We start from the raw sequence: 26,098 nt of genomic DNA, 5'->3' as shown, positions 1-26,098 counted from the left end.
CGACGTGGGCTCCTTCTACCGTCAGCTCGACGAGACACTGCCCTCCACCGCCGGGCCGTGGAGCCCGCACGCCCAGCACGCCGGGCCTCCTGCCGCCCTGCTCGCGCGGGCGATGGTGCGGCACGACCCCGACCCGGCCACCCGGCTGGCGGACGTGCGCCTGGACATCCTCGGGCCGATCCCGGTCGCGCCGGTCACCGTCGACGTCGAGGTGCTGCGCGGCGGTCGGTCGATGCAGCTGCTCCAGGCCACGGCCTCGGTCGACGGTCGACCTGCTGCCGTCGCGCGAGCCTGGCGCGTGCGGCGGGCCCCCGAGGACTTCCCGCGGCTGGCCGGATGGCGCGGCGACGCGCCCGACCCCGTGGCGGAGCCGGACGGGCAGGGGCGGCTCGACCTGCCCGGCATGCACGCCGACGGGTACATCAGCGCCATCGAGTGGCGCTTCGTCGACGGGGGAGTGGGCGCCGGTGGCACCGCCGTGGCGTGGGGGCGCCAGCTCATCCCGCTGCTGCCCGACGAGGAGCCGACGCCGTGGGAGCGCGCCCTCGTCCTCGCCGACTCCGGCGGTGGCATCACCATGACGCTCGACCCGCGGCGGCACACGTACATCAACTGCGACCTGCACGTCGCCCTCGACCGTGACCCCGAAGGGGAATGGGTCCGGATGAGCTCGCAGGCCCTCGCGACCCCCGGCCACGGCGGCACGGTCCACACCGGCCTCGCCGACGTCCACGGCGACATCGGCATCGGTCTGCAGACCATGGTCGCGATAAACGCGGGGGCGTGATCGGGGCGAGCGGGGCTCCCTTCGCCCGGCGGTTTTCGGTCCTGTCACCCGGGCGATCTACAGTGGCCCAGCGATGAGTCAGTCTGCTGCGTCCCACCTGTCACCCGCCTTCCCGAGGCGGGCGGCGTGGGGTACCGCCGGCGCGCTGCGGGCCTGGCAGGCCGAGGCGCTCAAGCTCTACCTCGAGTCCGGGCGCACCGACTTCCTCGCCGTCGCGACCCCGGGTGCCGGCAAGACGACCTTCGCCCTGCGCGTCGCCGCGGAGCTCCTCTCCGCCGGTGAGGTGACCGGCGTGACCGTCGTCGCGCCGACCGAGCACCTCAAGACCCAGTGGGCCGACGCGGCCGGTCGGGTCGGCATCCACCTCGACCCGAAGTTCTCCAACACCACCGCGGTGACCTCGAGCGACTACGACGGGGTCGCCGTCACCTACGCCCAGGTGGCCTCCCGCCCTTCGGTCCACGAGAGCCGCACCCGGGCCGAGCGCACCCTCGTCATCCTCGACGAGATCCACCACGGCGGTGACAACAAGTCGTGGGGCGACGGCATCCGGCAGGCCTTCGAGCCGGCGACCCGCCGCCTCTCGCTCACGGGCACCCCCTTCCGCTCCGACACCAATCCCATCCCCTTCGTCGGCTACGAGTACGGCGACGACGGGATCCTGCGCTCGAGCAGCGACTACACCTACGGCTATTCCGAGGCCCTGCGCGACGGCGTGGTGCGGCCGGTGCTCTTCATGGCCTACGGCGGGGCGATGCGCTGGCGCACCCGTGCCGGCGACGAGGTGGCCGCCCGCCTCGGCGAGCCGATGACCAAGGACCTCGTCGCGCAGGCCTGGCGCACTGCGCTCGACCCGAAGGGGGAGTGGATCCCGTCGGTGCTCGCCGCCGCCGACAAGCGGCTCACCGAGGTGCGCCGGGGCGTGCCCGACGCCGGCGCCATGGTCATCGCGACCAACCAGACGCAGGCCCGCGCCTACGCGCGGATCCTCACCGAGCTCACCGGCGAGAAGCCGACCGTCGTCCTCTCCGACGACAACGGCGCCTCGCAGAAGATCGAGGACTACTCCGCGAGCACGTCACGATGGCTCGTCGCCGTGCGGATGGTGAGCGAAGGGGTCGACGTGCCCCGACTGTGCGTCGGCGTGTACGCGACGTCCACGTCGACGCCGCTCTTCTTCGCCCAGGCCGTGGGGCGCTTCGTGCGGGCCCGCGGCCGCGGCGAGACCGCGAGCGTCTTCCTGCCGAGCGTCCCGGTGATCCTCGCCCACGCCGGCACGCTCGAGGAGCAGCGCGACCACGCCCTCGACCGGCCGGAGGCCGCCGACGACGAGGCTCCGCTGTGGTCGGAGGAGGAGGGCATGCTCGCCGCCGCCAACCGCGCCGACGGGGCGAGCGACGACCTGCTCGGCTCCTTCGAGGCGCTCGAGTCCGACGCGCACTTCGACCACGTGCTCTACGACAAGCAGCAGTTCGGTCTGCACGCCGAGGTCGGCTCCGAGGACGAGCAGGACTACCTGGGTCTGCCCGGTCTGCTCGAGCCGGACCAGGTGCACGCCCTGCTCACCGAGCGGCAGACCAAGCAGTCGAAGAAGACCGGTCGCACCCGCAAGGACGACGACGCCCCGATGGCGGCCCATCGTGCCCTCGCGGCCCAGCGCAAGGAGCTCAACAAGCTCGTCGCGGCCTATGCCACGAAGACCGGCTCGCCCCACGCCAACATCCACATGGACCTGCGTCGGGCCTGCGGCGGACCGGAGCTCGCCCAGGCGTCGAGCGAGCAGGTGACCGAGCGGATCGAGCGGATCCGGCGCTGGTTCGTCGGCCGACGCTGACGCGCTCTGCCCCTATCCGGGACAGCGCCCGGGCATCATGGGGGCATGACCGTCTTCGCGTGGATCCTCGTGGCCCTGGGCGTGCTCGTGCTCGTCCTGACCCCGCTCCGTCTGCGGCGCTCCAAGGGCGAGCAGGGGATGACCGACTTCTCCGGGTGGGTGCTCAACGTCCACTCGATCACGCTCGTCGTCGGGCTCGGGCTCATCGCACTCCGGCTGCTCGACGTGCACACGTCCACGGGCGCGACCTGGCTGGCGATCATCTGCATGGTCATCGCCTCGCTCATCGGCCTGAGCTTCCTCGGGCGGTGGCGTCGCAGCGGTTCGCGGCACGCCGAGGCCTTCCACGGCGACTCGTGGACGCGCGGTCCCGGGCTGTCGCAGATCGCGCACATCGGCACGGCCCTCGGGACCATCGCCCTGGCGTGGATGCTGCTCGCCGACAAGATCTGAGCCCTTCGAGACGGTCGCGGGGCGACCTCCTCAGGGCACGGGGGTGGTGGGACGGTCGCGGGGCGACCTCCTCAGGGCCCGGGGGTGGTGGGGCGGTCGCGGGGCGACCTCCTCAGGGCCCGGGGGTGGTGGGGCGGTGGGCCGCTGCCTCGACGAGGGGGCCGGTACGCATCTCCAGGTGGGTGACGAGCGCGATCGACGTGCTGGCGCGCACCACGTGCGTGTCATCGATGATCTCGTCGATGACCCTGCCCAGGTCCGCATTGTCCATCGCGACGATCCGGATGATGAGGTCACCGACCCCGGTCGTCGAGTGGATCTCCAGCACCTCGGGGATCGCCATGAGGTGGTCGACCACGGCCTGGTGCCCCAGCCGCTGACGGATCTCGAGGGTGCACAGTGCCGTGACCGGGTAGCCGAGCGAGGCCGGGTCGAGCGTCGGTGCAAAGGTGCGGATGACCCCCTTCGTCTGGAGGCGGTCGAGCCGAGCCTGCACGGTGCCGCGGGCCACCCCGAGCTCACGGCTCGCCCCGAGCACCCCGATCGACGGCCGCTCGGCGAGCAGTGCGAGCAGGCGGGCGTCGAGCTCGTCGATGGCCGGTGGGCGCGAAGGGGGAGTCGGCATGGTCAGATTGTCGCCTCCAGGCGTCAATCATGGCAACAGATTGCGCAGCATGCGCACCGGGATGGGGGCCGGTTGCACACGGCGGTGGCGGTGATGATCCTGAGCCCATGTCCAACACCGCGGTTGAACTCACCAGGCAGGAGCGCGAGGCCGAGCTCGACCTCGACCAGCTCAAGCAGCTCGTCGGGCTCGTCGAGTACGACGAGGAGCGCGACCCCTTCCCCGTGACGGGCTGGGACGCGATCGTCTTCGTCGTCGGCAATGCGACGCAGACGGCGCACTACTACCAGAGCGCCTGGGGCATGGAGCTCGTCGGCTACTCCGGCCCCGAGCACGGCAACCGCGACCACAAGGCCTTCGTCCTCAAGTCCGGCTCGATCCGCTTCGTCGTCAAGGGCGCGGTGAGCCCCGACAGCCCGCTCATCGCCCACCACGCCAAGCACGGCGACGGCGTCGTCGACATCTCGCTCGAGGTGCCCGACGTCGACAAGTGCATCGCCCAGGCCAAGGCGGCTGGCGCCACGGTCCTCCAGGAGCCCGAGACGGTCAGCGACGAGCACGGCTCGGTGCGCATCGGCGCGATCGCGACCTACGGCGAGACCCGGCACACCCTCGTGCAGCGCACCATCGACGGCCAGACCTACGCCGGGGCCTACCTGCCGGGCTACGTCGAGAGGTCCTCCAACTTCGTCAAGCGCGACGGCGCTCCCAAGCGGCTCTTCCAGGCGCTCGACCACATCGTCGGCAACGTCGAGCTCGGCAAGATGGACGAATGGGTCGCCTTCTACAACCGGGTCATGGGCTTCGTCAACATGGCCGAGTTCGTCGGTGACGACATCGCGACCGAGTACTCGGCCCTGATGTCCAAGGTCGTCGCCAACGGCAACCACCGCGTGAAGTTCCCCCTCAACGAGCCCGCGATCGCCAAGAAGAAGTCGCAGATCGACGAGTACCTCGAGTTCTACACCGGGCCCGGTGCCCAGCACCTCGCGCTCGCGACCAACGACATCCTGCGCACCGTCGACGAGCTGACCACGGAGGGCGTCGAGTTCCTCGACACCCCCGACGCCTACTACGACGACCCCGAGATGCGCGCCCGCATCGGCGAGGTCCGCGTCCCCATCGAGGAGCTGAAGAAGCGCAAGATCCTCGTCGATCGCGACGAGGACGGCTACCTGCTGCAGATCTTCACCAAGCCGCTCGGTGACCGCCCGACGGTCTTCTTCGAGATCATCGAGCGGCACGGCTCGCTCGGCTTCGGCAAGGGCAACTTCAAGGCGCTCTTCGAGTCCATCGAGCGCGAGCAGGACAAGCGCGGCAACCTCTGACGCGCACGGGTCCGGGAGCGGGGAAGGGCGCCTGTCCACCTCCGCTCCCGGCCCTGTTGCGGGGAGAGGCGCCCCGTTAGCATGAGGCAACCCGCACCTCACCCGGGAGCTCTCATGGACCAGCCGCTGTCGCTCGCCCTGCGCACCGAGACGGCCTCGGCGCATGACGACGCCGAGGGTTCCGCCTTCGTCGAGCAGCTCATGGCTGGCCTGGCCTGCCGCCCGGCCTTCGTCGCGCTCGTCGCCCAGCAGCTGGTCATCTATCGGGCCCTCGAAGAGGTGCTCTGGACGCACTACTCCGACCACCCCTTCGTCGCGCCGGTGCTCGACCACCGGCTCGACCGGGTCGCCGCGCTCGAGCAGGACATCGACCACCTCTGCGGCGATGACGTCGACGGTCGACTCGCCGCCGACATCCACATCGTGCCCGCCGCGGCCGACTACGCGGCGCAGCTGCGTGAGCAGCACACCCCCGAGTCGATGCTCGCGCACCACTACGTGCGCTACCTCGGGGACCTCTCCGGGGGCCAGATCATCGCGCGGATGGTGCAGCGGCACTACGGCATCGACCCCGCGGGGCTGAACTTCTACCACTTCGAGCAGATCCCCAAGCCCAAGCTCTACAAGGACGCCTACCGCGCGGCCCTGGACTCGCTCGAGCTCGACGAGACCGCGCGTCGCCGGGTCCTCGACGCAGCCGTCGACAGCTTCGAGCTCAACCGGCGGGTCTTCGCCGACCTCGGTGCGGCCCGCGCACCCGAGCACGCCGCGGCCGGCGGGCCTGCGTGACCTGGTCGCAGTTCCTCCCGACCTTCGGGGCGCTCTTCGTCATCGTCATGCTCCGGGCCAATGCCACGTACTGGCTCGGCCGCGGGGCAGCTGCCGGTGGTCGCCGTTGGCGCAAGAGCGAAGGGGAGGGCTCGCCCGCGTGGCAGAGTGCCCGCGTGCTGGTCAACCGGTGGGGACCGATCGCCGTCGTCCTGTGCTTCTTCACCGTCGGCATCCAGACGGCTGTCAACGCGACGGCCGGCGTCACCCGGATGCCGCTGCGCCGGTACCTGCCCGCCGTGACTCTCGGCTCGATCGCCTGGGCGACGATCTACGCGACGGTGGGTCTGGCCGCTGCGCGTGCCTGGCTGGCGGCCGCCGCCAGGTCGCCGCTCGCGGCGACGCTGCTGGCCGTCGTGGTCGTCGTGGGTGTCACCGCTCTGCTGTGGTCGCGTCGCCGGCAGGCGCGTGCGCTCGTCGCGGAGGTCGAGGGGTCGACACCCGATCGGGACTCCACCGACGCCGTGAGATCGTGAGGGCATGAGCACCCCCGAGCGCGCCGGCTGGTACGACGACCCGGAGGACGAGACGCAGCTGCGCTACTTCGACGGGATCATCTGGAGCGAGCGCACCGTGCCCCGGCAGACGCGGGCCGCGCAGCCCACCCCGGAGATCGCGCCGCAGGGCGACCCGGCGGTCGGTCCCGGCGCCCCGGGCACGCAGGGCGGGCAGGGCAGCCCGGGTGGGCCGGGCACGGATGTCTTCGGCCGGCCGACCCACGGGGCAGGGCAAGCCCCCTTCGGCACGGCGCCGCAGGGCGCAGCAGGCTACGGCGACGCCGCCCCGCAGCCCACGACGGCCGACGGCCAGACCCTGGCCAGCTACGGCCAGCGCGTGGGCGCCTACCTCGTCGACTGGATCGTGCTGCGGATCCTCAACGTCATCTTCGCCGGCTGGGCCGTGTGGCTGGCGAGCCGCGACTACCTGACCTTCATCTGGGACGCGGCGGCGGCCAACGACCCGGAGCGGCTCGAGCGGGTCACGCCCGAGGAGCTGCTCGGGCTCTTCGACGTGCAGTACCTGCTCGTCGCCCTCGGTATCGGCATGCTCGTGCGGTGCCTCTACGAGGTCATCTTCCTCAGCCGCTGGGCCGCGACCCCGGGCAAGCTGGCTCTCGGCCTGTCGGTCCGCCGGGTCGACCGCCCGGGCCGGCCGAGCGCCGGGACGGCCTTCATGCGGGCGCTCCTGCCGATGGCGACGATGCTGCTGTCCGCGATCAGCTGCTTCTCGACCGCCGTGACGGCCGCCGACCTGCTGTGGCCGATCAAGGACCCGCAGCGGCAGACGCTGCACGACAAGATCGCGGGCACGCTCGTCGTCCGCGGCCGCCAGGAGAAGGTCAGCGGCGAGGCCGAAACGGACCGCGAGGCCCGCTGAGTCCTAACCGTCGCCGTAGTGCTCGAGGACGGCGCGCACGAGGGCACCCATGCGGCTGCGCTCGGGGACGAGCGGGTCGACCCCCTTCGCCTGCAGCGGGGCAGCGGTGACCGGACCGACCGCGGCGACGAGCAGACCGGCGCGTGACCGATGGACGATCTCGTCGGTGACGCCCGCGGCGTCGGCCGCCGCGAACCAGGCCACGACGGCCGGTGCGGAGGTGAAGACGACCGCGTCGACCTCGCCGGCAGCAGCGGCACGGGTCGAGGCGGTGACCGCGGCAGGGTCCGGCGCCGGACCCCACCGGTAGACGACCAGCGGCGAGACCCGCGCGCCCGCGGCCGTCAGGGCCTCGTCGAGCCCGTCGGACCCGTTGCCGTGGTGCTGGACCGCGACGCTCGCGCCGTCGACACCCAGGGCGAGGAGGTGATCGGTGATCTCGGCGGTCGTCTCGGACTCGGCCACCCACTCGGGGGTGAGCCCGTGGGCGACGAGGGCGCCCTTGGCCTTGGGGCCCCGGGCGAAGATCCGGGCGTAGGAGAGCGCGTCCGTGAGGGAGCCGTGGAGGCCGGCCACATCGGCGGCCTCGAGCCAGCCGCGCAGACCGGCCCCCGTGGTGACGACGACGAGATCCGGCGGGTCGGCGACGAGGGCACGGGTGTCGGCGACGAGCCGCTCGTCGTCGCTGTGGTGGACGATCGACATCGCCGCGGCGTGCCGGATCGTCGCACCGCGACGGGCGAAGGCCTCGGCGAGGTCGTCGCTGCGCCGGTCAGCCGTGATGAGGACGGTGCGGCCGGCCATGACCGCCGGCAGGGGGCGGCTCACGCGTCCGTCGTGGCGCCGGCGGCGGCCATCTCGGCGAGTGCTGCCTGCGTCGTCTCGGGGGCGACCCCGGCGATGGTGTCGGTGAGCAGTCGCACCGCAAATCCCTCGCGCAGCGCGTCGAGGACCGTGGCCCTGACGCAGTGGTCGGTGGCGATCCCGCCGACGTCGAGGTCGGTGACGCCCCGCGTGCGCAACCAGTCCGCGAGACCGGTGCCGTCCTCGGCGAAGCCCTCGAAGCCGCTGTAGGCGGCGTCGTGGGCGCCCTTGCGGAAGACCTCGGTCACCTCACCCATGGCCGGCTCGAGCGCAGGGTGGAAGGCGGCGCCCGTCGTGCCAGCCGCGCAGTGCACCGGCCAGGTCGTCGCGAAGTCGGGCTCGCCGTCGGTGGCCCAGTGCGCGCCGGGGTCGTGGTGCCAGTCGGCCGTGGCGACGATCGCGGCGTAGGGCGGGCCGTCCTGGTCGAGGACTCGTGCGGCGGCCCGCTCGGCGACGGCGGCACCTCCGGTCACGGCGAGGGAGCCCCCTTCGCAGAAGTCGTTCTGGATGTCGACGAGGACGAGTGCACGGCTCATGCTGGTGAGGATGTCATGCCCCGGCGACGAGCAGGCCCCAGAAGTGGTCGAAGGCAGTCGTCGTCGCGGGGGAGTCGACGGTGACCGCCGTGGCGAGGAAGGCGGCCCGCCCAGTGGCCGGATCGGCATAGCCGATGGTGCCCAGGCCACCGGCCCATCCCACCTGCCCGCCTGGACGGACCTCGACGGTGAGCCCCCAGTCGCAGCCCGGCTCGATGAACCCCGCTGCGGTGAGCCGCTGCTCGTCGGTGAGCGTGCCGGTGCGCAGAGCCGCGAGGGACTCGGGCGAGAGGACGGTGGGACCGCCGACGAGCGAGCGCAGGAAGGCCAGCTGGTCGGGCACGGTCGAGACGAGCCCGGTGGCAAGGGACGCGAAGGGAGGCGGGTCCACGAAGGTGCCCGCCGGGAGCTCCACGGGCCTGAGCCCTCCCCCCTCGGGAGTCAGCGGTGGGGCCAGGCAGGTGGCGTCGGCGGTGTAGCCGGTGTCGGTCATCGCGAGCGGCTGCAGCACGTGCTCGGTGAGCAGCTCGGGCACGCTCGACCCGGTGGCCCGGGCGAGCAGCACCCCGAGGACGTCGCTGCTCGTGTGGTACCGCCAGGCCGTGCCCGGCTGGTCAGCCAGCGGCACGCTGCCGAGTCGGCTCATGAAGTCGTCGGGTGACATCGTTGGGCAGAAGGGGCCGGGGGCGACCTGCTCACGGGCGAGGGCATCGGCGAGGGGGCCGGGCTCGCTCACCCAGCCGAAGCCCGGGGTCATCGTCAGCAGGTGCCGCAGCGTGATCGGTCGCTCGGCGGGGACGGTGGCGGACAGATCGGCAGCGGGGTCGACGAGCACCCTCGGGTCGGCCAGCTCGGGCAGCCACGCCGCCACGGGGTCGTCGAGGGTGAGGACGCCGAGCTCGACCAGGCGCAGTGCGAGGACGCCACGGATGGGCTTGGTGCACGAGCTGAGGGCGACCTGGGTGTCCCGCGTCATCGGTGCTCCGCCGGGGGAGCGGGCCCCACCCACGCGCAGGCGGGCTCCGTCGGCATCCGCCACGCCGACCGCCCAGCCCGCGAGCTCGCCGGCACCCTGCAGCCGGTCGAGGGTGCGGGTGAGGTCCTCGAGTGCGTTCATCGCCCCACCGTGGCACGGATCTGCCGGGCGCGGCGAAGGGGGAGTGCCCCCCTTCGGCAGCACACTGGAGCCATGACCTCGTGCACGATCCCCGACCTCCCCGAGCTGCACCCGACGCTGGCCCACCGCTTCAGCCCGGTGCGCTTCCGGGAGAACGCCGTGGTCGAGCGAGCACACGTCGAGACGATGCTCGAGGCCGCTCGGCGGGCGCCCTCCGCGGGCAACTCGCAGCCGTGGCGCTTTGTCGTGGGGGTGCGGGGGGACGACGTGCACGAGCGCATCGTGCGCCACCTGGCCCGTAGCTCAGGGGCGTGGGCGCCCGCCGCGTCGGCGATCGTGGTCAACCTCGCCGTGGTGGGCATCGAGGACGCGCCGGGCTGGGAGTACTCGGAGTTCGCGACCTATGACCTCGGTCAGGCGGTGGCGCACATGTGCGTCCAGGCGCTGACCATCGGGCTGGACAGCCACCAGTTCCGGGCCTTCGACCGCGAGGGGGTGGCGGCGGAGCTTGCCGTCCCGCCGCACCTCGAGGTCGTCTCGATGACGGCCTTCGGCGTGGCCGATCATCGCCCGGGCGAGATCCCGTCACCCGGGACCAGTCGGGAGCGGCTCGCTCTCGAGGAGATCGTCTGGCTCGAGGCCGGCGACGGGGCCTGATCAGTCCCGGGCGGCCAGCTCACCGTCGGACCTCAGCACGCAAAACAGGTTGCCCTCCGGGTCGACGAGGGTCACCCACCCGGTGCCGGGACCGTAGTGCCCGCGAAGGTCGGCGTGGAGGCTCGCGCCGTGGGCGAGCAGGCGCTCGACCTCCTCGGCCTGCGTCAGGTCGGTCGGCCGCAGGTCGTAGTGCATCTTGGTCTTGCCCGGCGTGGGGTCCGGGACCTCGATGAAGAGCACCCTGTGCCCAGTGACCGGGTCGACGAGCATGCACTCCTCGTGCCCGGGGCGGTTGGGGTCGCCGGGCACGTCGGTGTAGCCGATGACGCCCTTCCACCACTCGCTGAGGGCGTAGGCGTCGCGGCAGTCGAGGGTGGTGTGCGAGATGCGGGAGGTCATCCGCTCACCCTCGCGGCAGGTCAGCGGAGCCGCAAGCGGATTGCGTCAGGCCGTCGCGAGCCGGTAGCCCCGCTTGACGACCGTCTCGACGACCCGTCGGTCCCCGATCGCCTCACGCAAGCGGCCGACGGCCACCTCGACGGCGTGACCGCTCGCGGAGTCGCCCGGCAGCACCTCGAGGACGTCGGCACGGGTGACGACATCTCCCTTCGCGTCGATGAGCAGGTGGAGCACGGACAGGCCGCTCGGGGAGATGGCGAGCACCCGGTCGCCGAGGAGCGCGGCGGTGCTGCGCAGCTGCAGCGGTCCGGCGACGGTCTCGACGGCGGTGGCCATCATCGCCTCGTAGTGGCCGACCAGGGCTCGCACGAGCGACCCCAGCCGGGCCCGCTCCGGGAGCAGCGGGCTGATGCCGACGTGCTCGAGCGGGCGTGCGGTGACCGGCCCGACGGCCGCGACGACGAGACGGCCGGTGCGGACCCGGCCGACGATCGACGGCAGAACGCCGGCGTCCCGAGCCGCGTCGAGCCAGGCCGCCGCGGCCGGTGCGGAGGTGAAGACGACGACGTCGATGTCACCCACGGCCGCCTGCTCGACGCCGCAGGTCACCGCGTCGGCATCCGGTGGCGGCCCCCAGCGGTAGACCACGAGAGAGGTCACCGTGGCACCGGCGGTCGCCAGATCGACGTCGAGCTCGTCGCACCCTGCGCCGTGGTGCTGGATCGCGATGCTTTGTCCCGCAACGCCTTCGGTGATCAGGAAGTCACGGATCTCAGCGGAGGTCTCCGACTCGGCGACCCAGTCCGCGTCGTGCCCGGCCGCCTGGATCGCGCCGCGCGCCTTGGGGCCGCGGGCGACGATCCGGGTCCGGTCCAGGACCTCGTGCAGCTCCTCACCCAGACCCGTGGCGTCGGCCGCCTCCACCCACCCGCGGAACCCGATCGCCGTCGTCACCACGACGACGTCGGGCGGTGCGGCGAGGAGGGTCCGCGTCCGCTCGACGAGCTCCGCGTCCGCGGTGTGCGGCACGATCGTCAGCGCCGGCGTGTGCAGCACCCGGGCACCGCGCCGCTCGAGGGCGGCGCGCAGGTCGCCGGCGCGCCGGTCCCCGGTGACGAGGACGACGCACCCGGCGAGCAGCTGCGGCAGGCTCACGTGACGCTGCGGTCGAAGGGAGGTCCCGTCACCTCGTCGCCGAACGGCTCGACCCAGACCTCGCCGTCGACGACCGTCACGGGCCAGGTGCGCAGGTCGACCGGCTCGCTGCCGGCCCCGTCGAGGCAGGTGCCGGTGCGCAGGTCCCACACCTGCTTGTACATCGGCGAGATGACGGTCGGGACCCCACCACGCGTGCCGACGAGGCCGCGGGCGATGACGTGCGCGCCGCTGTAGGGGTCGCGGTTGGCGATGCCGTGGACCTCGTCGTCATGCGTGCGGACCAGCGCGACCTGCACACCGTCGACGAGGGCGACCGCGCCGCGCTCGGGAACGAGGTCGGTGAGGGCGCACAGGCGTACGCGGGCCTGTGGGGGAGCAGCGGTCATGAGCGGACCTCCAGAGTCGTGCCGGCGATGAGGACGGACTCGTCCGAGCGCTCCTCCGGGGTGGCGGGACGGGCCTGGCCGCGCTCGCCGACGTAGGCGAGCGAGTCGTCGACCGCGTCCGGGGCATTGACGAAGGACGCGAAGCGGGCCAGCTTGTCCGGGTCGGCGAGCGTCGCCGCCCACTCGTCGCGGTAGCTGCCCACGTGGGCGGCCATCGCGGCATCGAGGTCGTCGGCGATGCCGAGGCTGTCGTCGATGACGACGGCACGGATGGCGTCGAGACCCCCTTCGTGCTCCTCGACCCAGGGGGCGGTGCGCTGCAGCCGGTCTGCGGTGCGCACGTAGTACATGAGGAAGCGGTCGATGGTGCGCACGAGCGTCTCGGTGTCGAGGTCCTCGGCGAGCAGGCGGGCGTGCTTGGGGGTGAATCCGCCGTTGCCGCCGACGTAGAGGTTCCACCCCTTGTCGGTGGCGATGATGCCGACGTCCTTGCCGCGGGCCTCGGCGCACTCACGGGCGCACCCGGAGACGCCGAGCTTGATCTTGTGCGGCGAGCGGAGCCCGCGGTAGCGCAGCTCGAGGTCGATCGCGAGGCCGACGGAGTCCTGCACGCCGAAGCGGCACCACGTCGAGCCGACGCAGGACTTCACCGTGCGCAGCGACTTGCCGTAGGCGTGACCCGACTCGAAGCCGGCGTCGACCAGCCGCCGCCAGATGCCGGGCAGCTGGTCCATCCGGGCACCGAAGAGATCGATCCGCTGGCCGCCGGTGATCTTCGTGTAGAGGCCGTAGTCCTTGGCGACCTCGCCGATCGCGATGAGCCCTTCGGGCGTGACCTCGCCGCCCGGGATGCGCGGGACGACCGAGTAGGAGCCGTCCTTCTGCAGGTTGGCCATGACGTGGTCGTTGGTGTCCTGCAGGGTCGCCTGCTCGCCGTCGAGGATGTGCCCGGTGCCGAGCGAGGCGAGGATCGAGCCGATGACCGGCTTGCAGATGTCGCAGCCGCGGCCGGTCCCGTGGCGCTCGATGATCTCGCTGAAGGTCCGCAACCCCTGGACCCGGACGATGTCGAAGAGCTGGGCACGCGACTGCTCGAAGTGCTCGCACAGCGCACTGCTCACCTCGACGCCGGCGGCGGCGAGCTCGCTCGTCACGAGCTTCTTGACCAGCGGCAGGCAGGAGCCGCAGCTCGTGCCCGCGAGGGTGCACGCCTTGACCCCCGCGAGGTCGGTGCAGCCCCCTTCGCCCACGGCACAACGGATCTCGCCCGCGGTGACGTTGTTGCAGGAGCACACGGAGGCCTCGTCCGGCAGGTCGCCGGCAGGTGCCGGCGCGGACCCCTCGGGCAGCAGGTAGGCCGCGGGGTCGCCGCCGAGCTCGCGACCGACCATCGGGCGAAGGGAGGAGTAGGCACTGGCGTCGCCGACGAGGATGCCGCCGCGCAGGGTGCGGGCGTCGTCGCTCATGACGAGCTTCTTGTAGACGCCCGCGACGGGGTCGGAGATGACGACCTCGAGCGAGCCGCGCTCCTGCGCGAAGGCATCGCCGAAGCTCGCGACGTCGACGCCCAGGAGCTTGAGCTTGGTGGACAGGTCGGCCCCGGGGAAGGTCCCGGCACCGCCGAGCAGCCGGTCGGCGACGATCTCCGCCATCGTGTAGCCGGGGGCGACCAGGCCGAGGCAGCGACCGCCGATGCAGGCGACCTCGCCGATCGCGTGGATCGCGGGATCCGCTGTGGCACAGGCGTCGTCGACGACGACGCCCCCGCGCTCGCCGATCTCGAGCCCGGCCTCGCGGGCGAGCTCGTCACGCGGGCGGACGCCGACGGCGAAGACGACGACGTCCACGTCGAGCGCGGGGCCCTCGCTGAACTTCATCCGGGAGACGGCGCCTCGCTCGCCGACGATCTTCGACGTCGCGGTCGAGGTGCGCACCGAGACCCCGAGCCCCTCGATGAGCCGCTTGAGCCCCTCGCCACCACCCTCGTCGACTTGGAGCGGCATGAGCCGTGGCGCGAACTCCACGACCGTCGTCTCGACCTCGAGCGCCCGCAGGGCGCCGGCCGCCTCGAGGCCGAGCAGGCCGCCGCCGACGACCGCGCCGCGGACCGGCCGGTCGAGCTCCTCCCGACGGGTCTCGACGAACTGCCGCAGGTCGGCGACGTCGTCGATCGTGCGGTAGACGAAGGCGCCGCGCAGGTCCTTGCCGGGCACCGGTGGCACGGCGGCGTAGGAGCCGGTCGCGAGGACGAGGGAGTCGTAGGGCAGGACCTGGCCGGTGCTCGTCGTCACCGTCCGGGCGTCGCGGTCGATGCTCTCGGCCCGGACACCGCGGCGCAGCGTGACGAGCGGGTCGTCCCACAGCTCCTGCCCGCCGAGGGCGAGGTCCTCGGGGTGGCGCCCGGTGAAGTAGGAGGTGAGGGCGACGCGGTCGTAGGGCGCGCGCGGCTCCTCGCACAGCAGCGTGACGGCCCACCGCCCGGCGTCGTCCCGGGCGCGCAGCGCATCCACGAGCCGGCGGGCGACCATGCCGCCGCCGACGACGACGAGCTGCTGCGGCTGGGTGGTGGAGGTGGTGGTCTCTGGCATGGCGCTCAACTTAGGAAGCCCTCGTTTCGGCTCGGTCTTGGTCGTGTTTCCCCGGTGTGAACCCGCCCTCACCGGGTGCAGTCGTGGGCTGTGAGGGGCCCGTGTCTGCGCCGAGCCAGTCGAGGATCCCGCACACCGCATCGGTGCACCCACCGCAGCCGGTGGTCGCCCGGGTGCTCGCGGCGATCTGCTCCACAGTCGTTGCGCCGGAGGCGAACTCGGCGCGGATGTCCCCCTTCGTCACGCCGTTGCACCGGCAGATCGTCGCCCGGTCCGGGATGAGCGAAGGGGAGTCGCGTCGCGTCGTCGTGGCGGCCGGAGCGATGGCCGGCAGCAGCAGGTGCGCCGGGTCTGCGGGCAGGGGAGTGCGACGGGTGTAGGTCGTGATCAGGTCGGTGCCGACGCGGCCTGCCCCCACGGCGGCCGCGCCCACGAGCAGGCCGTCGCGCACGACGATCTCGAGGTGCCGTCCGGCGGCCGGGTCGCTCAGCCGCACGACGCGCAGGCCGGGGTCGTCGACTCGCCCGCTGCCGCACACACCCATCGTCACGATGTCGACACCGTGGGTCTTGGGCTTGACGACGTCGCCGACGCCGGCGGTCACGGCCTCGGGGTCACGACCGGTGAGCAGGTCGGCGAGACGGCGGGCCTGCTCCCACCCCTGGGCGACGAGGCCGCTGGCGCCGCCGGGAGGTTGGGCGCAGTCACCGATGGCGTGCACGTGCGAGTCGCTCGTCGTCAGGTCGGCGTCGACGAGGACGCCGCGGTCGACCTCGAGGCCAGCCTCGGCCGCCAGCGCGACATGGGGCACGGTGCCCGTGCACAGCACGAGCAGGTCGGCGGCCAGGACCTCGCCGTTGGTCAGCTGCACCCGTCGCAGCCGGCCCTCCTCGACGACGATCTCCTGCGCCCCGACGCCGACCCGCTGGTCGACACCGGTCCGGCGCAGGGTCGACTCGACGACCCGGCTGGCGGCCTCGTCGAGCTGGCGCTCCATGAGGGCGGGGGAGGGGTGGACGACGGTGACGGCGAGGTCGCGTCGGGCGAGCCCGCTCGCGGCCTCGAGGCCGAGCACGCCGCCGCCGAGGACGATGGCGCGGCGGGCGTTGAGGGTCGCCGCGATGATCTCGCGGGCGTCGTCGATGGAGCGCAGCACGTGGACGCCGCTCGGCAGGTCGCCGCCGGCTGGATCGTCACCGAGACCCGGGACCGTCGGGACCCGGGCGGCCGCACCTGTGGCGATGACGAGCTCGTCGTAGGGGACGCGCGTGTCGTCGGCGAGGACGACGTCGCGGCGTCCACGGTCGATCGCCCGCACCGCGACGCCGCGCTGCACCGTGACGCGCGGGTGGTCGGGCGCGGGGAGGGCGATCGCCGAGAGCCCGCGCGTGCCCGCGACGACGTCGCTGAGCAGCACTCGGTTGTAGGGCTCGCAGGCTTCGTCGCCGAGCACCGTGACGAGGTGTTCGCCGGCGTGGTCGGCCGTCGTGAGGTCCTCGACGAAGCGGGACCCGACCATCCCGTACCCGATGACGACGATGTGGCTCATGCGCTGACCTCCAGCGGTTCGGGGACGAGATCGGTCGTGCTGGCGGCGACGTCGACGGCGCACACCTTGAACTCCGGCATCGACGAGATCGGGTCGACCGCGTCATTGGTCGCCCGGTTGACGCTCCCGGCGCCGGCGAAGTGGAAGGGCATGAAGACGGTGTCCGGCCGGACCCGGTCGGTGATCCGCGCGGGAGCGGTGACCGTGGCCCGCGCCGTGCGCAGGTCGAGCTGGTCGCCCTCCTCGATGCCCAGGCGGTGGGCGAGGAGCGGGTGCACCTCGACGAAGGGGGTGGGTTGCGCCGCGAGGAGCGCCGCCACCCGACGCGTCTGGGCCCCCGACTGGTAGTGCTCGAGGACGCGCCCGGTGATGAGGAAGAGCGGGGCGTCGGGACGCAGGTCCTCGGCCGGCCCGAGGTGGTCGACGGGCACGAGCCGGGCCCTGCCGTCGGGCGTGGGGAAGTCGTCGAGGAAGGCGCGCGGTGTGCCCGGGTGCGGGGCCTCCCCTTCGCCGGTGGCGGGGCAGGGCCAGTGCAGGTCGGTCTCGCGGTCGAGGCGGGCGTGGCTCAGCCCGGAGTAGTCGGCGCGGCCGCCGACGCTCGCCCTGGCCAGCTCGTCGAAGACCTCCGACGGGACCGTCGACCACGTGCCCGGGGCATCGAGGCGGGCGGCGAGCTGGGCCCACACCCACAGCTCCGAGACGACGCCGTCGGGCGGGTCGATGGCCTTGCGGCGACGGATGATGCGGCCCTCGAGGTTGGTCATCGTGCCCTCCTCCTCGGCCCACTGCGTGACCGGCAGGACGATGTCGGCGAGGGCGACGGTCTCGGAGGGGACGACGTCGCAGACGACGAGCAGGTCGAGTGCGCGCAGTCGATCGGCGACGGCATCGGCGCGGGGTGCGCTCACGACGGGGTTGGCCCCGTGGACGAGGAGTGCCCGGGGTCCGTCGGGGGTGCCGAGGGAGCGCAGCAGCTCGACGGCCGGCAGGCCCGGGCCGGGCAGGTCGTCGGCGTCGACGCCCCAGACCGCGGCGACGTGCTCGCGGGCGGCCGGGTCGGCGATCATCCGGTAGCCGGGCAGCTGGTCCGCCTTCTGCCCGTGCTCGCGCCCACCCTGGCCGTTGCCCTGACCCGTGAGGGCGCCATAGCCGCTCCCTTCGCGTCCGACGAGGCCGAGCGCGAGGGCGAGGTTGATCGCGGCGGTGACCGTCGCGGTGCCCTGGGTGGACTGCTCGACGCCGCGCCCGGTGAGGACGTGGACGCCCGCGCCTCCCCGTGAGGGGCTGGCCGCCGCGAGCAGCCGAGCGGTCGCCCGCAGGTCGTCAGCGGGTACCCCGCAGACCTGCTCGGCCCGCTCGGGCCACCACGCGGCGACGGAGCGGGCGACGTTGTCGAGCCCGCTCGTCCGCTCGGCGAGGTAGGCCTCGTCGGCGAGCGACTCGGCGAGGACGACGTGCAGCAGTGCCTGGAGCACGACGAGGTCGGTCCCGGGGACGGGCTGCAGGTGGACGCCCTGCCCGTCGTCGGTGAGGTCGGCCGTGGCCGAGCGGCGCGGGTCGACGACGACGAGCCCACCGGCCGCGCGAGCTCCCGCGAGGTGCCCGACGAAGGGAGGCATCGTCTCGGCGACATTGCTGCCGAGGAGCAGGATCGCGCCCGAGGTGTCGAGGTCGGTGACGGGGAAGGGCATCCCGCGGTCCATACCCAGCGACCGGTTGGCGGCGGCCGCCGCGGAGGCCATGCAGAAGCGGCCGTTGTAGTCGATGTGCTTGGTGCGCAACGCGATCCGGGCGAACTTGCCGAGCTGGTAGGCCTTCTCGTTCGTCAGCCCGCCACCGCCGAAGACGGCCACCGCGTCCGGACCGTGCTCGGTCGCGATCTCACGGAGCCGCCCGGCGAGGAGGTCGAGCACCTCGTCCCAGCCCGTCGGGTGCAGCTCGCCGTCGGCGCCGCGCACCAGGGGAGTGGTGAGCCGGTCGGGGGCGCGCAGCACCTCGGCGGAGGTCCACCCCTTGCGGCACATGCCGCCCCGGTTGGTCGGGAAGTCGCGGGCCGTGACCTCGACCCGCTCACCCTCCGGCTCCAGACTCATCGCGCACTGCAGCGCGCAGTAGGGGCAGTGGCTGTCGACCATCAGATGCCCTCGTCGGCCAGGCGCGCGCCGCGGCGGACGTAGACCGCCCACGTGAGCGTCGCCATGAGGACGTAGGCCGCGATGAAGACCCCGATCGCCGGCACGAGCGAGCCGAAGCCGGTCGTCGACATCGCGAAACCACGCGGCACGAGGAAGCCGCCAACGGCACCGACGGCGCCGGCGATCCCGATGCAGCCGGCGGCACTGCGGCGTGCGATGGCGAGCTCCTCGCCGTCACGCACCCCGGCCCGGAAGACGGCCGGGATCATCCGATAGGTCGCGCCGTTGCCGATGCCGGCCCCGGTGAAGAGCACGAGGAAGGCGAGGAGGAAGAGGACGAAGGAGTGCGCGGAGAGAGCGAGGATTGCCAGCCCCGCGGCGAGCCCCATGACGACGAAGGCCGCGATGGTCACCCGCGCGCCGCCGAGCCGGTCGGCGATGGTCCCGCCGAGCGGTCGGCTCGCGGCGCCGAGGACCGCGCCGACGAAGGCGATCGACGTCGTCACCTCGGGGAACTGGCTCGTGAGCAGCGTCGGGAAGGCCGCCGAGTAGCCGATGAAGGAGCCGAAGGTGCCGATGTAGAGGAAGGAGATGATCCAGGTGTGGGGGTGGGTCGCGGCCTTCGCCCAGCTGCGGTGGTCGGACCGCGCGGTGCTGAGGTTGTCCATGCCGCGCCAGGCGCCGAGCGCGGCGAGCAGCACGAGCGGCACGAAGAGCAGGCCGGCCCGCTCGAGGTGGATCCCGGCGCCGATCGCGATGACGGCGGGGACGACGAGCTGCACGATGCCGGTGCCGAGGTTGCCGCCGGCTGCGTTGAGCCCCAGCGCCTTCCCCTTCTCCGCCTCGGGGAAGAAGAAGGAGATGTTGGTCATCGACGACGCGAAGTTGCCCCCGCCGAAGCCGGCGAGTGCGGCGATCGCGAGGAGGAGGCCGAAGGGGGTCTCCGGCCGGCCCACGACCCAGGCCAGTGAGAGGGTGGGCAGCAGGAGCAGCAGCGCCGAGATGATCGTCCAGTTGCGCCCGCCGACGAGCGGGACCATGAAGGTGTAGGGGACCCGCAGGAAGGCGCCGACGAGGCTCGGCACCGCGATGAGCCAGAACTGCTGGTCCAGGGTCAGCGCGAAGCCGGCGGCGGGCAGCTGCGGCACGACGACGCTCCACAGTGCCCACACGCAGAAGCCGAGGAACTCGGCGAGCACCGACCAGCCCAGGTTGCGGCGGGCGACCGCACGGCCGCCGCCCGCCCAGAAGCCGGCGTCCTCCGGGTCCCAGTGGTCGATCCAGCGGCCGGCCCGACGGACGGGACCGGCGGGGGTGGTGGCGTCAGCGGTGCTCGCGGGCAGCGTCGTGGTCATGCCGGAAGGCTGGCAAGACCGTGTTTCCCCGTCGGTCCGCGGACGTAAAGCCCGCGTTACCCTGCGCGCACACCCGGGGTCGCAGCGCTGTGAGGGTGGGTCGAGACCGCTACGGCGTCTCGGTGAGGAAGACCGTCTCGACCGCCGGCTGACCCTGGCTCAGCTGGTGCGCCGAGCGCGGCAGCTCGGCGACCGAGGCCTCGTGCCGGGCGCGCGCGCCCTCGAGACTCGCGTGCTCGTGCCCGACGACCTCGCCGCCCTCGACGAGCCGCACGAGGAGGTCACGGTCGTCGCCGTCGCCGACCGGCTGCTCCCCGATGCCGAGCACCTCCGCCTCGGCGACACCGAGCGGGTTGCGCCGGCGCAGGGCGTACTTGCGGCCGCCGACCGACTGCTTGTCCTTGCTCTTCTTGGCGACGCCGATCATCCGCCCTTCGTCGTCCTCGCGGGCGACGAGCTTGTAGACCATCGACGCCGTCGGGTGGCCCGACCCGGTCACCACGCGGGTGCCGACGCCGTACGTGTCGACGGGCGCCGCCGCCAGCGCCGCGATGGCGTACTCGTCGAGGTCGGAGGTCACGACGATCTTGGTCTCGGTCGCACCCAGCGCGTCGAGCTGCTCGCGGACCTCGCTCGCCTGGACCACGAGGTCACCCGAGTCGAGGCGCACCCCACCGAGCGAGGTGCCGGCGACCTCGACGGCCGTCCGCACCCCTTCGGTCACGTCGTAGGTGTCGACGAGCAGGGTCGTGCCGACCCCGAGCGAGGCGACCTGTGCCTCGAAGGCCTCGCGCTCGCTCTCGTGGAGCAGGGTGAAGGCGTGCGCGGCCGTCCCGCCCGTCGGCACGCCGTGCCGCCGCCCCGCCTCGAGGTTGGAGGTGGACGAGAAGCCGGCGATGTAGGCGGCCCGCGCCGCCGCGACCGCCGCCTCGTCGTGGGTGCGGCGGCTGCCCATCTCGATGACCGGCCGCGACCCGGCGGCACCGGTCATCCGCGACGCGGCCGAGGCGACGGCGGAGTCGTGGTTGAGGATCGACAGGACCACGGTCTCGAGGATCACGCCGTGCGCGAAGTCCGACTCGACGACGAGCACGGGGGAGTAGGGGAAGTAGGTCTCGCCCTCCGCGTAGCCCCACACGTCGCCGTCGAAGCGGTAGTCGGCGAGGAAGTCGAGCGTCGTCACGTCGACGACGTCGTGCGCGCGCAGGTGCTCCAGCTCGGCGTCGCCGAAGCGGAAGCCCTCGATCGCGTCGAGGACCCGCCCGACACCCGCCAGCACGCCGTAGCGACGGCCGGAGGGCAGTCGTCGCGCGAAGGTCTCGAAGACGCACTGCCGCGACGCGGCGCCGCTGTGGAGCGCAGCCTGGAGCATGGTCAGCTCGTAGTGGTCGGTGAGCAGAGCGGTGCTGGGTCGGATCGTCACGCGCGCCACTCTAGGGTGGAGGGCGTGTCCATCGCCCCCGCCGAGCAAGAGACGAGCGAGCCCGACGTCGTCGAGGCCGTCGACACCCCGTGGATCACGTTGGTGTGGAACGACCCTGTCAACCTCATGTCGTACGTGACCTGGGTCTTCCAGACGCACTTCGGCTACCCGAAGCAGCAGGCGGAGAAGCTCATGATGGACGTGCACCTCAAGGGGCGGGCGGTCGTCTCGACCGGTCCCAAGGAGCAGATGGAGACCGACACCGAGGCGCTGCAGGGCTACGGCCTGTGGGCGACCTTCCAGAAGGACGTGTGATGGCGCGGGCCTTTGCCGCGGACGGCGACCACCTGGTCGCCCTGCTCGACGAGACCGAGCGGGCGGTCGTCGCCGGCCTGTGCGCGCAGGTCATGGACCTCGTCGCGCCGGCCGCCACGACGAAGGGGGAGTCCGCCGACCCCTTCGAGGCGATCGTCGCCGGGCTGGGTGACCTGTCGACGGACGTCGACCCGGGGGTCGAGGTGCCCGACCGGGCCTTCGGCCTCGACCACGACCGCGACCCGGCACTCGACCGGCTCTTCCCGACGGGCAACCGTGAGGACGAGCAGGAGGCCGCCGAGTTCCGCCGCTTCACGGAGCAGGGTCTGCGGCGGCGCAAGCACGAGGGCCTGGCGACGACGATCACCACCCTCGAGGCCGCAGATGCCGACCGGTGGGTCGTCACGCGCGCGCAGGCACCGCAGGTGCTCGTCGCCCTCACCGACGTGCGTCTCGTCATGGGCGAGCGCCTCGGGCTGCGCACCGACGACGACGCGACCCGGCTCGAGGAGCTCGTCGAGACGCTCGACCCGGACGACCCCGCCGTCTTCGCCCTCGGCGTCTACGACTTCCTCACCTGGCTGCAGGAGTCGCTCACCCAGGCCCTCGTCGGCGGGGCGCCGGAGTGAGCGGGAGCGCCCAGCCGATCGGCGTCTTCGACTCGGGCTTCGGCGGGCTGACGGTGGCCCGGGCGATCATCGACCAGCTGCCCCACGAGTCGGTGGCCTACCTCGGCGACACGGCGCGAGCGCCCTACGGCCCCAGGCCGATCGCGCAGACGCGTGAGTTCGCGCTGGAGTGTCTCGACCGGCTCGTCGACCACGGGGTCAAGCTGCTTGTCATCGCGTGCAACACCGCCTCGGCCGCAGTGCTCCACGACGCCCGTGAGCGCTACGACGTGCCCGTCGTCGAGGTCATCCGCCCGGCCGTGCGGCGGGCGGTCCTCGCCACCCGCAACCACAAGGTCGGGGTCATCTCCACGGAGGGCACGCACCGCTCGCGCGCCTACCTCGATGCCTTCGCGGCGGCCCCGCACACCGAGGTCTTCTCCCAGCCCTGCGCGCGCTTCGTCGAGCTCGTCGAGGCGGGCACGACCTCCGGGCCGGAGGTGCTCGACGTCGCCCGCGGCTACCTCGACCCCCTTCGTCGGGCGGAGGTGGACACGCTCGTCCTCGGGTGCACCCACTACCCGCTCCTCGTCGGCGCTCTCTCCTACGTCATGGGGGAGGGTGTCACGCTCGTCTCATCGGCGGAGGAAACGGCCAAGGACGTCTACCGTGTCCTTGCGGACCACGACCTGCTGCGTCCCGGGTCGCTGTCGGCTCCGGGGCACGGGTTCACCACGACGGGGGACCCGGAGCGCTTCCGGGTCCTGGCCCGCCGCTTCCTCGGCCCCGAGGTGGCGGACGTCTTCGGCAACATGGGAGAAGAGTCGTGAGGCTCACCGTCGTCGGTTGTTCCGGTTCCTTCGCGGGGCCCGACTCGCCGGCCTCCTGCTATCTCGTCACCGCCGAGCACGAGGGCCGCACCTGGCGCATCGTGCTCGACCTCGGCAACGGCGCGCTCGGGGCGCTGCAGCGGCACACCGACCTGGCTGACCTCGACGCCGTCTTCGTCAGCCACCTGCACCCCGACCACTGCATCGACCTCACCGGCATGTACGTCACCCGCACCTACCGGCCGGAGGGCCCGCTCGCCGACCGCCTCCCGGTCTACGGTCCGGCGGGTGCGGCCGAGCGGCTGGCCGCGGCCTACGAGGGGATCGACGAAGGGGGGATGACCGGGGTCCTCGACTTCCGCCGGCTCTCCACGAGCGTGCCGACGCACCTCGGGCCCTTCGTCGTGCGTGCCTTCCGCGTCAACCACCCGGTCGAGGCCTACGGCTTCCGCGTCGAGGCCGACGGCCGGGTGCTCGCCTACAGCGGCGACACCGATTCGTGCGACGCGCTGACCCCGCTCTTCGCCGACGCCGACCTCGTGCTCGTCGACTCAGCCTTCGTCGAGGGGCGCGACGAGGCCCGCGGCATCCACCTCACCGGGCGCCGGGCCGCCGAGGCCGCCGTCGCCGCCGGGGGAGTGGGGCGCCTGATGCTCACCCACATCCCCGCGTGGAACGACCCCGAGGTCTGCCGCGCCGAGGCCGCCGCCGTGTGGCCCGGCGAGGTCGAGCTGGCCTGCCCGGACGCGACCTACGACGTCTGAGCGTCGCCCAGCGTCAGACGAGGTCGCGGGCGAGGGCGGTGAACATGTGCTCGAGGGGAAGGCCGACGAGCGCGCGGACCGGCGGGTCGCCTGGGTCGGGCAGCCCGTGCTCGACCATCGCGGCCGCGATGCTCCCGATGATGTCCGGCAGGGAGTCGACGAGCGTGCCGTCGAGGTCGAAGCAGATGGCTCGTCGCGTCATGTGCCGCAATCTAACTCGACGCGGTGGCTGGTCACTGGTGGACTGGCGGCATGGACGCGCGCCTGCCCACCCCCCTTCGCCCCGGTGACACGATCGCGGTCACCGCACCGAGCTCCGGGGTCCCGCCGACCCTCCAGCCCCGCCTCGACCTGGCGGTCGCCGGGCTGCGGCGGCGCGGCTTCGAGGTCGTCGAAGGGGTCTGTCTCAGGGGCGGCGACCACGTCTCCGCGTCGAGGGAGGCGCGGGCGGACGAGCTCATGGCCCTGCTGGTCGACCCGGACGTCGCCGCCGTCGTCCCGCCGTGGGGCGGAGAAACGGGCATTGACGTCCTCCCGTGGCTCGACCTCGACCTGCTCTCGCAGTGCGACCCGACCTGGTACGTCGGCTTCTCCGACACGACCACGACGATGCTGCCGCTCACGTTGCGGGCCGGCTGGGCGACGCTGCACGGCAGCAACCTCATGGACACGCCCTACGCCCCGGCTCCCGGTCACCTTCACTGGCTCGACGTGGCCATGGCCGAAGGTGGCGGGCTCACCCAGACCGCCGCCACGCACCGCCGCGCCGCCGGTTGGGACGACTACGAGGCCGACCCGGGCGTCGACGAGTTGACGCTCACCGAGCCCACCGGGTGGTCTCTGCTCGAGGGGGAGTCCGCGAGCTTCGCCGGGCCGTTGATCGGCGGGTGCATCGAGGTGCTCTCGCCGCTGGCGGGGACTCCCTTCGGCGACGTGTGGTCGTGGGCGCAGGTGCAGGAGCAGCCGCCCGTGGTCCTGCTCGAGGCCGCGGAGGGCAATGCCTTCGAGATCGCCCGCTGCCTGCACGGGCTGCGGTTGGCGGGGTGGTTCGACCGGTGCGCCGGCGTCGTCATCGGCCGCACGCCTGCACCCGATGCGCCGACCCTGACCCAGCACGAGGCGGTGCGCGACGCCCTCGGTGGGCTCGATGTGCCCGTCGTGCTCGACGCCGACGTGGGGCACCAGCAGCCGCAGATGCCGCTCGTCCTCGGGGTCCCCACCCGGGTCGAGGTGGGCCCGGAGACCCAACGGGTCACCCAGGACCTCGCCCGCCGGACCGCATCGCCCTAAGGTCGTGCGCGCTCGCCGACCCGTCCGGTGACCCAGGCGGCGATCCGCTCGCCGATGATTTCGGGGGAGCGGGCGAAGCTGTAGTGGTTGACCGCCTTGCCCGGGGCGTCCGCTGCCTTGGTGAAGGTGAAGCGCTCGACGTCGGCGCTCGCGAAGAGCTCGACGAGTTCGTCGACGGCAGCCGGGGGTGCGAGGGTGTCGTTGTCGAGGTCGACGACGAGCAGCGGCAGGGTGCGCTCGGCGAGTTCCGACGCGATGTTGCGACCCCCGGGAGCCAGGCGTCCGGTGCGGGAGAAGGCCGCCCACTCGCGCATCAGGGTCACCGCCTGCGTCCCGCCGAAGCCGAGGCGCGCGCCGGGCCAGAAGCCGCACAGCCGCGAGATCACCGCGATGAGCTGCGTCTGCGCGAGCGTCTTGACCCCTTGCTGCGCCCGCCAGTGCGGCGTCCCCGACCCGATGAGCACGGCGGCGTCGACTGCGGGCGTCGGGCCGGCGAGGTGCGCAGCGAGGACGTGACCGCCGAGGGAGTGCCCCAGGGCGACGACCGGGCCGTCGTGCTGCCGGCGGACGGCGTCCACGACTGCCGGCAGCCAGCCGTGGGCGAGGTCGTCGTAGCCGAGGTCGCGTCCGCGGCCGACGTGCGGCAGCGACTCGTCCTGGCCGGTGTAGTCGGCGACGCCGGCGGCCAGGCCGTGCCGGGCGAGCTCGTCGACGAAGGGGCCGTAATAGCCCGCCGGCACCCCCATGGCCGGCATGACGAGGACGAAGGGAGCGGACGTCGCCTCGGTCCCCGCGACGTGCAGGGTCGTCGTCGCGCCACCGGGCAGGGTGATGTCGCTGTGCTTGTCCACGGCGGTGAGCCTACGGCCGTCGTGGATCGTTAGCCTGAGCG

Annotated in this window: 27 protein-coding genes; 13 read left to right on the top strand and 14 right to left on the bottom strand. The window is 72.8% G+C overall.

Features of this window, described 5'->3' with window-relative positions; genetic code table 11:
- The first annotated feature begins 4 nt into the window (after positions 1–4).
- From CWN80_RS01750 to CWN80_RS01740, 3 genes are all read left to right on the top strand, one after another.
- Positions 5–787, top strand: coding sequence for a thioesterase family protein (locus CWN80_RS01750; RefSeq protein ID WP_007924633.1), 783 nt, complete (start codon positions 5–7; stop codon positions 785–787).
- A 73-nt stretch (positions 788–860) separates the two neighbouring features.
- The gene (locus tag CWN80_RS01745) at positions 861–2,621 is read left to right on the top strand and encodes a DEAD/DEAH box helicase (protein ID WP_007924635.1); all 1,761 of its coding nucleotides are present in this window, start codon (positions 861–863) and stop codon (positions 2,619–2,621) included.
- A 45-nt stretch (positions 2,622–2,666) separates the two neighbouring features.
- Positions 2,667–3,074 (top strand): hypothetical protein, encoded by a 408-nt coding sequence (locus CWN80_RS01740; RefSeq protein ID WP_007924637.1) that lies wholly within the window; start codon positions 2,667–2,669, stop codon positions 3,072–3,074.
- A gap of 112 nt (positions 3,075–3,186) precedes the next feature.
- Here the strand turns inward: CWN80_RS01740 and CWN80_RS01735 are convergent, their stop codons facing one another.
- Complete coding sequence (locus CWN80_RS01735) at positions 3,187–3,699, bottom strand: Lrp/AsnC family transcriptional regulator (RefSeq protein WP_128276769.1); 513 nt, start codon at positions 3,697–3,699, stop codon at positions 3,187–3,189.
- A gap of 107 nt (positions 3,700–3,806) precedes the next feature.
- Between CWN80_RS01735 and hppD the strand changes: the two genes are divergently transcribed.
- The 4 genes from hppD to CWN80_RS01715 all read left to right on the top strand — a co-directional run bounded on the left by hppD (position 3,807) and on the right by CWN80_RS01715 (position 7,232).
- On the top strand, positions 3,807–5,027 hold the full coding sequence (gene hppD, locus CWN80_RS01730; RefSeq protein WP_128276768.1) for a 4-hydroxyphenylpyruvate dioxygenase: 1,221 nt from the start codon (positions 3,807–3,809) through the stop codon (positions 5,025–5,027).
- 114 nt (positions 5,028–5,141) lie between these two features.
- Positions 5,142–5,816, top strand: coding sequence for a biliverdin-producing heme oxygenase (locus CWN80_RS01725; protein ID WP_007928151.1), 675 nt, complete (start codon positions 5,142–5,144; stop codon positions 5,814–5,816).
- Positions 5,813–6,331 carry a DedA family protein gene (locus tag CWN80_RS01720; RefSeq protein WP_007928152.1) on the top strand — a complete coding sequence of 173 codons (519 nt, stop codon included), beginning with the start codon at positions 5,813–5,815 and terminating at the stop codon, positions 6,329–6,331. Before CWN80_RS01725 ends, CWN80_RS01720 begins: the two co-directional genes overlap by 4 nt.
- 4 nt (positions 6,332–6,335) lie before the next feature.
- Positions 6,336–7,232: an RDD family protein gene (locus tag CWN80_RS01715; RefSeq protein ID WP_007928153.1), complete on the top strand. Its 897-nt coding sequence runs from the start codon at positions 6,336–6,338 to the stop codon at positions 7,230–7,232.
- A 3-nt stretch (positions 7,233–7,235) separates the two neighbouring features.
- Here the strand turns inward: CWN80_RS01715 and CWN80_RS01710 are convergent, their stop codons facing one another.
- Genes CWN80_RS01710 through CWN80_RS01700 form a run of 3 tightly spaced genes read right to left on the bottom strand, consistent with a single transcriptional unit; the run spans position 7,236 to position 9,749 of the window.
- A complete protein-coding gene (locus CWN80_RS01710) occupies positions 7,236–8,060 on the bottom strand; it encodes a uroporphyrinogen-III synthase (RefSeq protein ID WP_337590120.1) in 825 nt (274 codons plus the stop codon).
- Positions 8,057–8,632 carry an isochorismatase family protein gene (locus CWN80_RS01705; RefSeq protein ID WP_007928163.1) on the bottom strand — a complete coding sequence of 192 codons (576 nt, stop codon included), beginning with the start codon at positions 8,630–8,632 and terminating at the stop codon, positions 8,057–8,059. Before CWN80_RS01705 ends, CWN80_RS01710 begins: the two co-directional genes overlap by 4 nt.
- Positions 8,633–8,645: 13 nt before the next feature.
- On the bottom strand, positions 8,646–9,749 hold the full coding sequence (locus CWN80_RS01700; protein WP_007928165.1) for a serine hydrolase domain-containing protein: 1,104 nt from the start codon (positions 9,747–9,749) through the stop codon (positions 8,646–8,648).
- Positions 9,750–9,821: 72 nt separating this feature from the next.
- Between CWN80_RS01700 and CWN80_RS01695 the strand changes: the two genes are divergently transcribed.
- Positions 9,822–10,406 (top strand): nitroreductase family protein, encoded by a 585-nt coding sequence (locus CWN80_RS01695; RefSeq protein WP_007928177.1) that lies wholly within the window; start codon positions 9,822–9,824, stop codon positions 10,404–10,406.
- Here CWN80_RS01695 and CWN80_RS01690 read toward each other — a convergent pair whose 3' ends face one another.
- The 8 genes from CWN80_RS01690 to CWN80_RS01655 form a co-directional block, all read right to left on the bottom strand.
- Positions 10,407–10,805: a VOC family protein gene (locus CWN80_RS01690; protein WP_007928179.1), complete on the bottom strand. Its 399-nt coding sequence runs from the start codon at positions 10,803–10,805 to the stop codon at positions 10,407–10,409. It abuts the gene before it with no gap.
- Between the two features lie 45 nt (positions 10,806–10,850).
- Entirely contained in the window at positions 10,851–11,960 is a 1,110-nt protein-coding gene (locus CWN80_RS01685) for a uroporphyrinogen-III synthase (protein WP_007928182.1), read from the bottom strand.
- Positions 11,957–12,349, bottom strand: coding sequence for a nitrite reductase small subunit NirD (gene nirD, locus CWN80_RS01680; protein ID WP_007928184.1), 393 nt, complete (start codon positions 12,347–12,349; stop codon positions 11,957–11,959). Before nirD ends, CWN80_RS01685 begins: the two co-directional genes overlap by 4 nt.
- Positions 12,346–14,937, bottom strand: a complete 2,592-nt coding sequence (nirB, locus tag CWN80_RS01675; protein WP_007928186.1) for a nitrite reductase large subunit NirB — start codon at positions 14,935–14,937, stop codon at positions 12,346–12,348. Before nirB ends, nirD begins: the two co-directional genes overlap by 4 nt.
- Positions 14,938–14,947: 10 nt before the next feature.
- The gene (locus CWN80_RS01670) at positions 14,948–16,486 is read right to left on the bottom strand and encodes an FAD-dependent oxidoreductase (protein WP_007928188.1); all 1,539 of its coding nucleotides are present in this window, start codon (positions 16,484–16,486) and stop codon (positions 14,948–14,950) included.
- The gene (locus CWN80_RS01665) at positions 16,483–18,621 is read right to left on the bottom strand and encodes a molybdopterin oxidoreductase family protein (RefSeq protein ID WP_128276767.1); all 2,139 of its coding nucleotides are present in this window, start codon (positions 18,619–18,621) and stop codon (positions 16,483–16,485) included. The genes CWN80_RS01670 and CWN80_RS01665 overlap by 4 nt, the downstream gene beginning before the upstream one ends.
- Complete coding sequence (locus CWN80_RS01660; RefSeq protein WP_007928192.1) at positions 18,621–19,976, bottom strand: MFS transporter; 1,356 nt, start codon at positions 19,974–19,976, stop codon at positions 18,621–18,623. Before CWN80_RS01660 ends, CWN80_RS01665 begins: the two co-directional genes overlap by 1 nt.
- A gap of 109 nt (positions 19,977–20,085) precedes the next feature.
- The gene (locus CWN80_RS01655; RefSeq protein WP_128276766.1) at positions 20,086–21,408 is read right to left on the bottom strand and encodes a nicotinate phosphoribosyltransferase; all 1,323 of its coding nucleotides are present in this window, start codon (positions 21,406–21,408) and stop codon (positions 20,086–20,088) included.
- A gap of 15 nt (positions 21,409–21,423) precedes the next feature.
- On the opposite strand from CWN80_RS01655, the gene clpS reads away from it, so the two are divergent.
- Genes clpS through CWN80_RS01635 form a run of 4 tightly spaced genes read left to right on the top strand, consistent with a single transcriptional unit; the run spans position 21,424 to position 23,916 of the window.
- Positions 21,424–21,714 (top strand): ATP-dependent Clp protease adapter ClpS, encoded by a 291-nt coding sequence (gene clpS / locus CWN80_RS01650; RefSeq protein WP_007928196.1) that lies wholly within the window; start codon positions 21,424–21,426, stop codon positions 21,712–21,714.
- Positions 21,714–22,343 carry a DUF2017 domain-containing protein gene (locus tag CWN80_RS01645; protein WP_007928197.1) on the top strand — a complete coding sequence of 210 codons (630 nt, stop codon included), beginning with the start codon at positions 21,714–21,716 and terminating at the stop codon, positions 22,341–22,343. Before clpS ends, CWN80_RS01645 begins: the two co-directional genes overlap by 1 nt.
- Positions 22,340–23,152, top strand: coding sequence for a glutamate racemase (murI, locus tag CWN80_RS01640; RefSeq protein WP_007928198.1), 813 nt, complete (start codon positions 22,340–22,342; stop codon positions 23,150–23,152). Before CWN80_RS01645 ends, murI begins: the two co-directional genes overlap by 4 nt.
- Positions 23,149–23,916, top strand: a complete 768-nt coding sequence (locus CWN80_RS01635; protein WP_007928200.1) for an MBL fold metallo-hydrolase — start codon at positions 23,149–23,151, stop codon at positions 23,914–23,916. Before murI ends, CWN80_RS01635 begins: the two co-directional genes overlap by 4 nt.
- Before the next feature lie 13 nt (positions 23,917–23,929).
- Here the strand turns inward: CWN80_RS01635 and CWN80_RS01630 are convergent, their stop codons facing one another.
- Positions 23,930–24,118, bottom strand: coding sequence for an HAD family hydrolase (locus tag CWN80_RS01630; protein ID WP_007928202.1), 189 nt, complete (start codon positions 24,116–24,118; stop codon positions 23,930–23,932).
- A 50-nt stretch (positions 24,119–24,168) separates the two neighbouring features.
- Between CWN80_RS01630 and CWN80_RS01625 the strand changes: the two genes are divergently transcribed.
- A complete protein-coding gene (locus tag CWN80_RS01625) occupies positions 24,169–25,206 on the top strand; it encodes a S66 family peptidase (protein ID WP_007928204.1) in 1,038 nt (345 codons plus the stop codon).
- Here the strand turns inward: CWN80_RS01625 and CWN80_RS01620 are convergent.
- Complete coding sequence (locus CWN80_RS01620; protein WP_007928205.1) at positions 25,203–26,057, bottom strand: alpha/beta hydrolase family protein; 855 nt, start codon at positions 26,055–26,057, stop codon at positions 25,203–25,205. The two genes, CWN80_RS01625 and CWN80_RS01620, sit on opposite strands and share 4 nt — an antisense overlap.
- Positions 26,058–26,098: the final 41 nt, after the last annotated feature.

It is taken from the genome of Janibacter hoylei PVAS-1 (genome assembly GCF_004025845.1).
Classification (GTDB): domain Bacteria; phylum Actinomycetota; class Actinomycetes; order Actinomycetales; family Dermatophilaceae; genus Janibacter; species Janibacter hoylei.
This window is presented reverse-complemented; position numbering and strand designations above follow the sequence as displayed.